The following is a 12003-nucleotide window of genomic DNA, read 5'->3' as shown; positions in this document are numbered from 1 at the left end:
CGGAGAGCCTTTGATGACTGCGAAGTTGGAAAAAGTTCTGATCGCTAACCGCGGTGAGATCGCCCTGCGGATTCTGCGTGCCTGCAAAGAGATGGGCATCAAGACCGTCGCCGTTTACTCCAAGGCCGACAAAGAGCTGATGCACCTGGGTCTGGCAGACGAATCCGTCTGCATCGGCCCGGCGTCTGCCGCTCAGTCTTACCTGCACATCCCGGCCATCATCGCTGCGGCTGAAGTGACTGGCGCTACCGCCATTCACCCGGGCTACGGTTTCCTCGCGGAAAACGCCGATTTTGCCGAGCAGGTCGAGAACTCCGGCTTCGCCTTCATCGGCCCGAAAGCCGACACCATTCGCCTGATGGGCGACAAGGTATCGGCCAAGCACGCGATGATCGAAGCGGGTGTGCCAACCGTTCCAGGTTCTGACGGCCCACTGCCGGAAGACGAAGAAACGGCGCTGCGTATCGGTCGCGAAGTCGGCTACCCGGTGATCATCAAAGCCGCTGGCGGCGGTGGTGGTCGCGGCATGCGCGTGGTTCACAAGGAAGAAGACCTGATCTCCTTCGCCAAACTGACCCGCACCGAAGCAGGCGCGGCGTTTGGTAACCCGATGGTGTATCTGGAAAAATTCCTGACCAACCCGCGTCACGTGGAAGTCCAGGTTCTTTCCGACGGCCAGGGCCACGCCATCCACCTGGGCGACCGCGATTGCTCGCTGCAACGTCGTCACCAGAAGGTTCTCGAAGAAGCGCCGGCACCGGGCATCGACGAGCAGGCGCGCCAGGAAGTTCTGGCTCGCTGCGTCAAGGCGTGCATCGACATCGGCTACCGTGGCGCCGGCACTTTCGAGTTCCTGTACGAGAACGGTCGTTTCTACTTCATCGAAATGAACACCCGTGTTCAGGTGGAGCACCCGGTTTCGGAAATGGTCACCGGTATCGACATCGTCAAGGAGATGCTCAGCATCGCCGCTGGCAACAAGCTGTCGTTCACGCAGGATGACGTGGTGATCCGCGGTCACTCGCTGGAATGCCGGATCAACGCTGAAGACCCGAAAACCTTCATGCCGAGCCCGGGCACGGTCAAGCATTTCCACGCCCCAGGCGGCAACGGCGTTCGCGTCGATTCGCACCTGTACAGCGGTTATGCGGTTCCGCCGAACTACGACTCGCTGATCGGCAAGCTGATCACTTACGGCGCCACCCGCGACGAAGCCATGGCGCGCATGCGCAATGCCCTGGACGAAATCGTGGTTGACGGGATCAAGACCAACATCCCGCTGCACCGTGATCTGGTTCGTGATGAAGGCTTCTGCAAAGGGGGCGTGAACATTCACTACCTCGAGCACAAGCTGGCTGGCGAGAAGCACTAAGCTTCAGCCCGCACCAGACAAAGCCGCCTTCGGGCGGCTTTGTTGTTTCTGCAGTAAATATCAAAAGATCGCAGCCTTCGGCAGCTCCTACATGTGTAATGCATTCCCCTGCAGGAGCTGCCGCAGACTGCGATCTTTTGATCTTCGACCATAGTCGTGTTCTGCGGCGCGCTCGCGTAAACTTGCGCGCTTCTCGCTGGCCGCTAGGCTGCAATCATATTTTTTCAAAGGTGCCCGCCATGCCTTGGCTGCAAGTACGACTCGCCATCAGCCCGGAACAAGCCGAAACCTACGAAGACGCTTTCCTTGAAGTGGGCGCCGTATCGGTGACATTCATGGACGCCGAAGATCAGCCGATCTTCGAGCCGGAACTCAACACCACACCGCTGTGGGCGCACACGCACCTGCTGGCCCTGTTCGAGGGCGGCACTGAAGCCGCACCGGTACTGGCCCATCTGGAGTTGCTGACCGGCAGCCCGCTGCCGGAGCATCACAGCGAAGTCATCGAAGACCAGGATTGGGAACGCAGCTGGATGGACGGTTTCCAGCCAATGCGTTTCGGCCAGCGCCTGTGGATCGTGCCGAGCTGGCACGCTGCTCCAGAGCCTGACGCCGTCAACCTGCTGCTGGATCCGGGTCTGGCGTTCGGCACCGGCACGCACCCGACCACCGCGCTGTGCCTGGAATGGCTCGACGGCCAGGATCTGAAAGACTGCAACGTGCTGGACTTCGGCTGCGGCTCGGGGATTCTGGCCATCGCCGCCCTGTTGCTCGGCGCTAAAGAAGCAGTCGGCACCGACATTGACGTGCAGGCGCTGGAAGCCTCGCGTGACAATGCCGGTCGCAACAACATTGCCGACGAGCTGTTCCCGCTGTACCTGCCGGAAGACCTGCCGCAGGTCAAAGCCGACGTGCTGGTTGCCAACATTCTGGCCGGCCCGCTGGTTTCGCTGGCTCCGCAACTGTCCAGCCTGGTCAAGTCCGGGGGGCGTCTGGCGCTGTCTGGCATCCTCGCCGAACAAGGTGAAGAAGTCGCTGCCGCTTATGCTCAGGACTTCGATCTCGACCCGATCGCCAATCGCGATGGCTGGGTGCGCATTACCGGGCGTCGGCGCTAGAATGGCCGCCTGCATAATCCGGATCGCCGCATGACCGACAGTTTCGTCACTCAGTGCCCGCATTGCCAAACCAGTTTCCGTGTCAGCCATGCTCAATTGAGCGTGGCCCGCGGGGTGGTTCGCTGCGGCTCTTGCCTGCAAGTGTTCAACGCCGCCAAACAGCTGCTTGAGCAACACGCTGGCAAGGACGCGGTGACGCCGGTCGCGCCGCCGATTGAAACGCTGCCCGTCGAGGAGCTACCGCTTGTCGAGCCCCAGGCCATCGTCGAGCCGCCCGCGCCGCGCGCCATCAGCCAAAAGCAGTGGAGCGCCTCGGAGCTGGACCTCGACAGCCTCGATCTGGACGAAGAACTCGCCCGTCTCGAACAACGGGAAATCCAGCCGACCACCGAATTCGGTCGTCCGCGCGAAGACTCCCTGAGCGCCCGGCGCGATAGCCCCGAAGCCGATGAAACCGTGTGGCGCGACAGTCTGTTCAGTGCGCGTGACGACGAGCACACGCCCACGCCCGAGGCAGAAGACGAAGCCGATCCGCAAATCCTTGACGTCGAACAGGTAAAAACCACGCGCACCGAGCCCTCGCTGTCGCTGGAACCGGTGGATCTGGACGACGAGCCGGCGATCCCGCAACTGGGTCTGCACGATCCGATTGATCCGAATGCCCGTCGCGAGCACCTGTCCGCCAGTGACGAAGCCGATGACGACGATCTGCCTGCAATCGAGCCATCGCGCAAAAAACGCGAACGCGCAGAACCCGGCGTGCGCGCCGAAGTGTTGCAGGACCTGACTGACGACCCGCTGCAACTGGACTGGCAGAAACGCCGCTCGCCGTGGGGTCGACGCCTGCTATGGCTGACGCTGGTGCTGCTGGCCGCCGGTGGTTTGGCTTTCCAATACATCGCCTATCATTTTGATGAACTGGCACGTCAGGATCAGTATCGTCCATGGTTCCAGCAAGTCTGCCCGCAGATCGGTTGCACAGTGCCGTCCAAGGTCGACATCGCCAAAATCAAGAGCAGCAATCTGGTGGTGCGCAGCCATCCGGAGTTCAGCGGTGCGCTGGTGGTCGACGCGATCATCTATAACCGAGCGACGTTCTCCCAGCCGTTTCCGCTGCTGGAACTGCGTTTTGCCGACCTTAACGGCCATCTGATCGCCAGTCGCCGCTTCAAACCCGGCGAATACCTCAACGGCGACCTCGAAGGTCTGGCGGAGATGCCGCCGCAAACGCCGATTCACATCGCTCTGGATATTCTCGATCCAGGCCCGAAAGCGGTGAATTACAGCCTGAGTTTTCACTCGCCCGAGTGAATTGCTTCACCGCTTCTTGATTGACGGCAATTTTCTGACTTCGCGCTGCGCAACCAAACCGCTGGCGATAACGGAATAACTGTTCAGATTTTGTTCAATTCAGCCTTTATCCAGTCATCGAGAGCGGGTATCATGCCCACCCTTTTTCGAACTCTCATGATCCGGCCCCACTTCAGGGAAGTCCTATGTCGGCGGTACGCATCGGCCCATATACATTACAGAACGGCTTGATTCTCGCCCCGATGGCGGGCGTCACCGACCAGCCCTTTCGTCAGCTGTGCAAGCGTCTGGGCGCGGGGCTTGTAGTCTCGGAAATGGTCACCAGTGACATGAGCCTGTGGAACACCCGCAAGTCGCGCATGCGCATGATCCACGAAGGCGATCCCGAACCACGCTCGGTACAGATCGCCGGTGGCGACGCGCAGATGCTGGCGGATGCAGCACGGGCCAACGTCGAACTGGGCGCACAGATTATTGATATCAACATGGGTTGCCCGGCAAAAAAGGTCTGCAACAAGGCCGCCGGCTCTGCGTTGCTGAAGGATGAAGCACTGGTCACCGAGATCCTGCAGGCCGTCGTGGCTGCGGTTGATGTGCCGGTGACCCTGAAGATCCGCACCGGATGGGATCGCGACAACAAGAACGGCCTGACCGTGGCAAAGATCGCCGAGCAGGCCGGGATCACCGCGCTGGCAGTGCATGGCCGCACTCGCGCCGATCTGTACACCGGCGAAGCCGAGTACGACACGATTGCCGCGATCAAGCAGGCTGTGTCGATCCCGGTGTTTGCCAATGGCGATATCGATTCGCCGGAAAAGGCCCGCTACGTGCTCGACGCGACCGGTGCCGATGGCCTGTTGGTAGGCCGTGCCGCCCAAGGGCGGCCATGGATTTTTCGCGAGATCGATCATTACCTGCGTACCGGCGAGAAATTGCCGGCCCCGCAACTGATCGAAGTGGAACGCATACTGCTAGAGCATCTGGCCGCACTTCACGCTTTCTATGGGGACGTGATGGGCGTGCGCATTGCTCGAAAGCATGTGGGCTGGTATCTCGCAACCTTGCCGGGCGCCAGGGAGTTTCGCGCCCACTTCAATCGTTTGGATGGTACGGAAACACAATGCGCCAACGTTCGGGAGTTCTTCGCCGAGCGTTACAAAAGCCTGACAGGGGACGAAGAAGGGGTGGCCGCATGACGATGATGACCGAGACTTTAGTGAGTGGAACAGCACCCGTGAGCGACAACGTGAATTTGAAACAGCACCTCAATACCCCGAGCGAAGAAGGCCAGACCCTTCGCGGGAGTGTCGAGAAGGCGCTGCACAATTATTTCGCCCACCTTGAGGGCGCGTCCGTCACGGATGTGTACAACCTGGTGCTCTCCGAAGTCGAGGCTCCCCTGCTCGAAAGCGTGATGAACTACGTCAAGGGCAACCAGACCAAGGCCAGTGAGCTGCTGGGACTCAACCGCGGCACGCTGCGCAAGAAACTCAAGCAGTACGATCTGCTGTAAGCATTCAATCAAACCAGAAAGGCGCCCGCGTAAAACCGGTCGCCTTTTTTGCTGACTTCCTTTGCTTTTGATGGAAATTGAGATGACCGACCAGACTACCCGCCTGCCGATCCGCCGCGCCTTGATCAGCGTTTCCGACAAGACCGGGATCCTCGAATTCGCCAAGGAGCTTGAAGCGCTGGGCGTCGAGATCCTCTCCACCGGCGGAACGTTCAAGCTGCTGCGCGACAACGGCGTTGCCGCAGTGGAAGTCGCGGATTACACCGGTTTCGCTGAAATGATGGACGGTCGGGTGAAAACCCTGCACCCGAAAATCCACGGCGGTATCCTCGGTCGTCGCGGTATCGACGACGCGATCATGAGCGAACACGGCATCAAGCCGATCGATCTGGTCGCGGTCAACCTGTACCCGTTCGAAGCCACCATCAACAAGCCAGGCTGCGACCTGCCGACCGCCATCGAAAATATCGACATCGGCGGCCCGACCATGGTGCGTTCGGCGGCGAAAAACCATAAAGACGTTGCGATCGTAGTGAATGCCAGCGATTACGCCAACGTCCTCGAAGGCTTGAAAGCCGGCGGCCTGACCTACGCACAGCGTTTCGACCTGATGCTCAAGGCGTTCGAACACACCGCCGCCTACGACGGCATGATCGCCAACTACATGGGCACCGTGAATCAGGCTGCCGAGACACTGAGCACTGAAGGCCGCAGTGAATTCCCGCGCACCTTCAACAGCCAGTTCATCAAGGCTCAGGAAATGCGCTACGGCGAGAACCCGCACCAGAGCGCGGCGTTCTACGTTGAAGCCAAACCGGCCGAAGTCGGCATCGCCACCGCGACCCAACTGCAGGGCAAGGAACTCTCGTACAACAACGTGGCCGACACCGACGCCGCACTGGAATGCGTGAAGAGCTTCGTCAAGCCTGCCTGCGTAATCGTCAAGCATGCCAACCCGTGCGGCGTGGCCGTGAGCCCGGACGCCGAAGGCGGCATCCGTCAGGCCTACGAACTGGCCTACGCAACCGACACCGAATCGGCGTTCGGCGGCATCATCGCCTTCAACCGTGAACTGGATGCCGAGACCGCCAAGGCGATCGTCGAGCGTCAGTTCGTGGAAGTGATCATTGCGCCAAGCGTGAGCGAAGAAGCCCGTGCCATCGTTGCGGCCAAAGCCAACGTGCGCCTGCTGGCGTGTGGCGAGTGGTCGGCTGACCGCGCTGCGGCCTGGGACTACAAGCGCGTCAACGGTGGCCTGCTGGTGCAGAGTCGCGACATCGGCATGATCGGCAGTGAAGACCTGAAAGTCGTGACCAAGCGCGCACCGACCGAACAGGAAATCAACGACCTGATCTTCGCCTGGAAAGTCGCCAAGTACGTTAAATCCAACGCGATCGTTTACGCCAAGAACCGTCAGACCATCGGTGTCGGCGCCGGCCAGATGAGCCGCGTCAACTCCGCGCGTATCGCCGCGATCAAGGCAGAACACGCTGGCCTGCAAGTAGCAGGTTCGGTGATGGCATCGGACGCGTTCTTCCCGTTCCGCGACGGTCTGGACAACGCGGCCAAGGTCGGTATCACTGCGGTGATCCAGCCTGGGGGTTCGATGCGTGATGCTGAAGTGATTGCTGCGGCTGATGAGGCCGGCATCGCGATGGTATTCACCGGCATGCGCCACTTCCGTCACTGATACACCGGTTCAAATGTGGGAGCGAGCCTGCTCGCGAATGCAATCTGTCAGTCATAGCTGTTTTGACTGACACACCGCTTTCGCGAGCAGGCTCGCTCCCACATAAAGCGCTCCAGCAGCGCCTGACAGAATTTTGAGGTTTTTGAAATGAATGTTTTGATCATTGGCAGCGGTGGCCGTGAACACGCCCTGGCCTGGAAAGTGGCTCAGGATCCGCGCGTGCAGAAGGTTTTCGTCGCACCGGGCAACGCCGGTACCGCGATTGAAGCCAAGTGCGAGAACGTCGCCATCGACGTGCTGGCCCTTGAGCAGCTCGCGGACTTCGCCGAGAAAAACGTTTCCCTGACCATCGTCGGCCCGGAAGTGCCGCTGGTCGCTGGCGTCGTTGACCTGTTCCGCTCCCGTGGCCTGGACTGCTTTGGCCCGACCGCGGGTGCTGCGCAACTGGAAGGTTCGAAAGCCTTCACCAAGGACTTCCTGGCACGCCACAAGATCCCGACCGCCGATTACCAGAACTTCACCGAGATCGAGCCGGCCCTGGCTTATCTGCGTGAAAAAGGCGCACCGATCGTGATCAAGGCCGACGGCCTCGCGGCCGGTAAAGGCGTGATCGTTGCGATGACCCTGGCCGAAGCCGAAGACGCCGTGCGCGACATGCTTGCCGGCAATGCTTTCGGTGACGCCGGTTCGCGCGTGGTGATCGAAGAGTTCCTCGACGGTGAAGAAGCGTCGTTCATCGTCATGGTCGACGGCAAGAACGTGCTGCCGATGGCCACCAGCCAGGACCACAAACGCGTCGGCGACGGCGACAGCGGCCCGAACACCGGCGGCATGGGTGCTTACTCCCCTGCCCCGGTGGTCACTGCCGACGTGCACAAGCGCGTGATGGACCTGGTGATCTGGCCGACCGTTCGCGGCATGGCCGAAGAAGGCAACGTCTACACTGGCTTCCTGTACGCCGGTCTGATGATCGACAAGGCCGGCAACCCGAAAGTCATCGAGTTCAACTGCCGTTTCGGTGATCCGGAAACCCAACCAGTGATGCTGCGTCTGCAGTCGAGCCTGGTGCTGCTGGTTGAAGCGGCGTTGGCGCAGGCGCTGGACAAGGTTGAAGCGCAGTGGGATCCACGTCCGAGCGTCGGCATCGTGTTGGCCGCTGGCGGCTACCCGGGCGACTACGCCAAGGGCGCGGCGATCAACGGTCTGGACGCAGCGGCAAGCCTGGAAGGAAAAGTCTTCCACGCCGGTACTGCGCTGAAGGACGGTCAGGTCGTGACCGCCGGTGGTCGCGTGCTCTGCGCCACCGCGATGGGCGCCAGCGTCGGTGCAGCGCAGCAGCAGGCTTACAAGCTGGCCGCAGCGATCGACTGGGAAGGCTGCTTCTACCGCAAGGACATTGGCTACCGCGCCATTGCCCGTGAACGTGGCGAAACCCAGGAGTAAGCTGTCGCTCAGGTTCGGCGCGGGATGCAGTCCCTCGCCGGGCTGTTCCGCTGCCGCGCATCGTTATATTCTGGCATCAACCTACGAAGGGATTTCGCCGTGCGCTGGCTCAGGATTGCCATAAGCTTCACCGTCACGTTGCTGACCTTGCTCTGCATGCTCCCGGCCCAGGCCACGCAAGGCAGTGGCTGGTCGGTATTGCTCGACGATCAGGGCGACCTTCAGCTGAGCGACATCCGCTCTGCCCGCTACATCAATCAATTCAGCCCTATCGACCTTGACCGCCTCACCGCGGCCGGGCCCGAGGGTGCTTTGTGGCTGCGTTTCAAGCTCGCACCCGGCCAGCACGAACAAGTGCTGCGCATCTTCGCCCCGGATCTGTCCCACCTGAATTTGTACGTGCTGGACGGCGACAAGCTGATCGAGCAACGCAAAACCGGCACCGACCAGCCCCAAGCCGAACGGCCGCTGCCAAGCAGTGATTTCCTGTTGCCACTGCCCCAGAGTGACAAACCCCTCGACATCTATCTGCGGATGGTCTCCGACCATCAGTTGCGCCCGCACATCACCTTGCAATCCGCCGTGATGAGCGCGGCCAATCACAATCAAACGCTGATCTTCGGTTTGCTGTTCGGCTGCCTCGGCATGTTGCTGCTGCACAACCTCGTGCGCTATGCCTACTCGCGTTCGCGCAGCAGCCTGTGGCTGGCCGTCTGCGAAGGCCTGTTGGGGCTCAGCCTGTTACTGCTGCTCAATCTCGCCGGCCCGTGGCTGCCGAACTGGCACGCGATCCAGACCCCGGGCGCTTATCTGGCATTGCTGCTGACAGCCCCGGCCGGGCTGATGTTTGCACTGCGCTTCTTCGCCCCACTCGGCCCGCATCCGCTGAACAAACTGCTGCTGGGCGACATTCTGTTCATCGTGATTTGCAGTCTGTTGCTGTTGTTCGTCAACACCCTGCCGCTGAACATCATCACTTACGCGCTGGTGGCACTGGCCGGCCTGAGCATGTTGTTTGTCGCGTTCTATCACTGGCAGAAAGGCTACCGCCCGGCACGCCTGTTCGTCGCGGCGATGGTGGTGTTCAACATCGGTACGCTGATCATTCTTCCGGCCTTGCTGGGGCTGACACTGGTCGCACCGCAAGGCCTGATCATGACGTTGATGGCGTTCATCTGTATCAGCGGCCTGTTGATGAGCATCGCGCTGGGCGAGCGTCAGCGCAGCATCACCGAAAGCCGCTTCAGCATCAGCCGCGACCTCGCCGCCAGCAATGCCGAGATCAACGCCAAGGCCGAATTCCTCGCCAAGATCAGCCACGAGATCCGCACGCCGATGAACGGCGTATTGGGCATGACCGAACTGCTGCTCGGCACGCCGTTGTCGGTCAAGCAACGCGACTACGTGCAGACCATCCACAGCGCCGGCAACGAACTGCTGACGTTGATCAACGAGATCCTCGACATCTCCAAGCTCGAGTCCGGGCAGATCGAACTGGACGACGTGCAATTCGACCTCAACGCGTTGATCGATGACTGCCTGAGCATCTACCGCGCCAAGGCCGAACAGCAGAACGTCGAGCTGATCAGCTTCATTCAGCCGCAAGTGCCGCGCGTCATCAGTGGCGATCCGACCCGCCTGCGTCAAACCCTGTTAAGCCTTTTGGAAAATGCCCTCAAGAAAACCGCCGAAGGCGAAGTGCTGATCGTCGTCGCCCTCGATGAGCGCAACAGCAAACCGCGCCTGCGCATTGCCGTGCAGGACAGCGGCGCGCCGATGGAACAGGAGGAGCGTGATGCGCTCATGCACGCCGAACTTCACAGCAAGCACTTCCTCTCGGCCAATCGTCTGGGCGGCAATCTGGGGCTGGTGATCGCGCGGCAATTGATCCGCTTGATGAACGGTGAATTCGGCATCAAGAGCGGCGCCAATCAGGGCAGCACCTTGTGGCTGACCCTGCCGCTCGACCCTGATCGCCTCGAACACCCGACCTCTGATCTGGACAGTCCACTGCAAGGCGCGCGGGTGCTGGTGGTCGATGACAACGACACCTGCCGCAAAGTGCTGGTGCAGCAGTGCAGCGCCTGGGGCCTGAACGTCAGCGCCGTGCCATCGGGCAAGGAAGCGCTGGCCCTGCTGCGCACCAAGGCGCACCTGCGCGATTACTTCGATGTGGTGTTGCTCGACCAGAACATGCCCGGCATGACCGGCATGCAGCTCGCGGCCAAGATCAAGGAAGACCCGAGCCTCAACCACGACATCCTGCTGATCATGCTCACCGGCATCAGCAACGCGCCGAGCAAGATCATTGCGCGCAACTCGGGAATCAAACGCATCCTCGCCAAACCCGTGGCCGGCTACACCCTCAAGACCACCCTGGCGGACGAACTCAACCAGCGCAACAAAGGCCAGGTGGTGTTCCAGCCGCAAGTGCTCACCCCGGCCACAGCGGCCAAAGTGCCGAGCGACTTCCGCATCCTCGTCGCCGAAGACAACACGATTTCGACCAAAGTGATTCGCGGCATGCTCGGCAAGCTCAACCTGCAACCGGACACCGCCAGCAACGGCGAAGAAGCGCTGCAAGCGATGAAAGCCCAGCGTTACGACCTGGTGTTGATGGACTGCGAAATGCCGATCCTCGACGGTTTCTCCGCGACCCAGCAATTGCGCGCCTGGGAAGTCAGCAACCAACGCATCCGCACGCCGATCGTTGCGCTGACGGCGCACATCCTCGCCGAACACAAGGAACGCGCACGCCAGGCGGGGATGGATGGGCATATGTCCAAGCCGGTCGAGTTGTCGCAACTGCGCGAGTTGATCGAACATTGGGTCGCCCAGCGTGACGAGCAGAATCGGACGACCACGCAACCGTCGTGAGCCGACAGACCCGGTAGCGCCTGATAGACTCCCCCACGACTTCCCTCGCCAGTGAGCTTGCACCATGCTCCACGTGTTATTCAGCGTTTACCTGAAGATGCTGGTGCTCTACAGCCCGTTCTTCGTGTTGTCCTGTTTTATCAGCCTGACCCGTGGTTATTCGCGCAAGGAGCAACGCCGCCTGGCCTGGAAAGTGGCCATCGCCACGCTGGTCTCCAGCGTTTTGCTGTATTTGTTCGGGCGGGTGATTTTCGATGTGTTCGGCATCACTGTGGATGCGTTCCGCATCGGCGCCGGCAGTGTGCTGTTCATCTCGGCCCTGGGCATGGCGCAAGGCAAGTCGGTGGTGCAAAGCGACAACGTGCAGCAGGACGTGACTATCGTGCCGCTGACCATTCCGCTGACCGTCGGCCCCGGTACCATCGGTGCCTTGCTGGTGATGGGCGTCAGCCAGCCGCACTGGGACGACAAGCTCACGGCAATCATGAGTATTGCGCTGGCCAGTTTTACCGTGGGTGTGGTGCTGTACTTGTCCAACCGCATCGAACGGATTCTCGGCGACCAGGGTTTGCAGATTGTCAGTCGCTTGATGGGATTGTTCGTTTGCGCACTGGCGGCGCAGATCATCTTCACCGGGGTCAAAGGCTATCTGGTGCCCTGAGCCTCGGCGCCCGCGAGA

Annotated in this window: 9 protein-coding genes; all 9 read left to right on the top strand. The window is 60.9% G+C overall.

Annotation, left to right across the window (positions count from 1 at the left end; all coding sequences use genetic code 11):
- The first annotated feature begins 13 nt into the window (after window positions 1-13).
- The 9 genes from accC (at window position 14) to ACA074_RS03140 (ending at window position 11985) form a co-directional block, all read left to right on the top strand.
- Window positions 14-1372 carry an acetyl-CoA carboxylase biotin carboxylase subunit gene (accC, locus tag ACA074_RS03180; protein WP_159813513.1) on the top strand — a complete coding sequence of 453 codons (1359 nt, stop codon included), beginning with the start codon at window positions 14-16 and terminating at the stop codon, window positions 1370-1372.
- Window positions 1373-1611: 239 nt separating this feature from the next.
- Window positions 1612-2490, top strand: a complete 879-nt coding sequence (gene prmA, locus ACA074_RS03175) for a 50S ribosomal protein L11 methyltransferase (RefSeq protein WP_187678520.1) — start codon at window positions 1612-1614, stop codon at window positions 2488-2490.
- Window positions 2491-2520: 30 nt separating this feature from the next.
- Window positions 2521-3801 (top strand): DUF3426 domain-containing protein, encoded by a 1281-nt coding sequence (locus ACA074_RS03170; RefSeq protein ID WP_497678424.1) that lies wholly within the window; start codon window positions 2521-2523, stop codon window positions 3799-3801.
- Between the two features lie 185 nt (window positions 3802-3986).
- Window positions 3987-4997: a tRNA dihydrouridine synthase DusB gene (dusB, locus tag ACA074_RS03165; RefSeq protein ID WP_187678522.1), complete on the top strand. Its 1011-nt coding sequence runs from the start codon at window positions 3987-3989 to the stop codon at window positions 4995-4997.
- Window positions 4994-5314 (top strand): DNA-binding transcriptional regulator Fis, encoded by a 321-nt coding sequence (fis, locus tag ACA074_RS03160; RefSeq protein ID WP_003221275.1) that lies wholly within the window; start codon window positions 4994-4996, stop codon window positions 5312-5314. The genes dusB and fis overlap by 4 nt, the downstream gene beginning before the upstream one ends.
- 82 nt (window positions 5315-5396) lie before the next feature.
- The gene (gene purH, locus ACA074_RS03155) at window positions 5397-7004 is read left to right on the top strand and encodes a bifunctional phosphoribosylaminoimidazolecarboxamide formyltransferase/IMP cyclohydrolase (RefSeq protein ID WP_401266010.1); all 1608 of its coding nucleotides are present in this window, start codon (window positions 5397-5399) and stop codon (window positions 7002-7004) included.
- A gap of 147 nt (window positions 7005-7151) precedes the next feature.
- Complete coding sequence (gene purD, locus ACA074_RS03150) at window positions 7152-8447, top strand: phosphoribosylamine--glycine ligase (protein ID WP_489880653.1); 1296 nt, start codon at window positions 7152-7154, stop codon at window positions 8445-8447.
- A gap of 99 nt (window positions 8448-8546) precedes the next feature.
- Window positions 8547-11324, top strand: a complete 2778-nt coding sequence (locus ACA074_RS03145; protein WP_497678423.1) for a hybrid sensor histidine kinase/response regulator — start codon at window positions 8547-8549, stop codon at window positions 11322-11324.
- 64 nt (window positions 11325-11388) lie between these two features.
- Window positions 11389-11985, top strand: coding sequence for a MarC family protein (locus ACA074_RS03140; protein ID WP_187678526.1), 597 nt, complete (start codon window positions 11389-11391; stop codon window positions 11983-11985).
- The last annotated feature ends 18 nt before the right edge of the window (window positions 11986-12003 follow it).

This window comes from Pseudomonas sp. LBUM1655 (assembly GCF_059716085.1).
Note: the sequence above shows the minus strand (reverse complement) of the source record. Positions and strands in the feature narration are given on the sequence as shown.

Coding starts and splice junctions, on each gene's coding strand:
- accC (WP_159813513.1), top strand. CDS start 14: ATGACTGCGAAGTTGGAAAAAGTTCTGATCGCTAACCGCGGTGAGATC.
- prmA (WP_187678520.1), top strand. CDS start 1,612: ATGCCTTGGCTGCAAGTACGACTCGCCATCAGCCCGGAACAAGCCGAA.
- ACA074_RS03170 (WP_497678424.1), top strand. CDS start 2,521: ATGACCGACAGTTTCGTCACTCAGTGCCCGCATTGCCAAACCAGTTTC.
- dusB (WP_187678522.1), top strand. CDS start 3,987: ATGTCGGCGGTACGCATCGGCCCATATACATTACAGAACGGCTTGATT.
- fis (WP_003221275.1), top strand. CDS start 4,994: ATGACGATGATGACCGAGACTTTAGTGAGTGGAACAGCACCCGTGAGC.
- purH (WP_401266010.1), top strand. CDS start 5,397: ATGACCGACCAGACTACCCGCCTGCCGATCCGCCGCGCCTTGATCAGC.
- purD (WP_489880653.1), top strand. CDS start 7,152: ATGAATGTTTTGATCATTGGCAGCGGTGGCCGTGAACACGCCCTGGCC.
- ACA074_RS03140 (WP_187678526.1), top strand. CDS start 11,389: ATGCTCCACGTGTTATTCAGCGTTTACCTGAAGATGCTGGTGCTCTAC.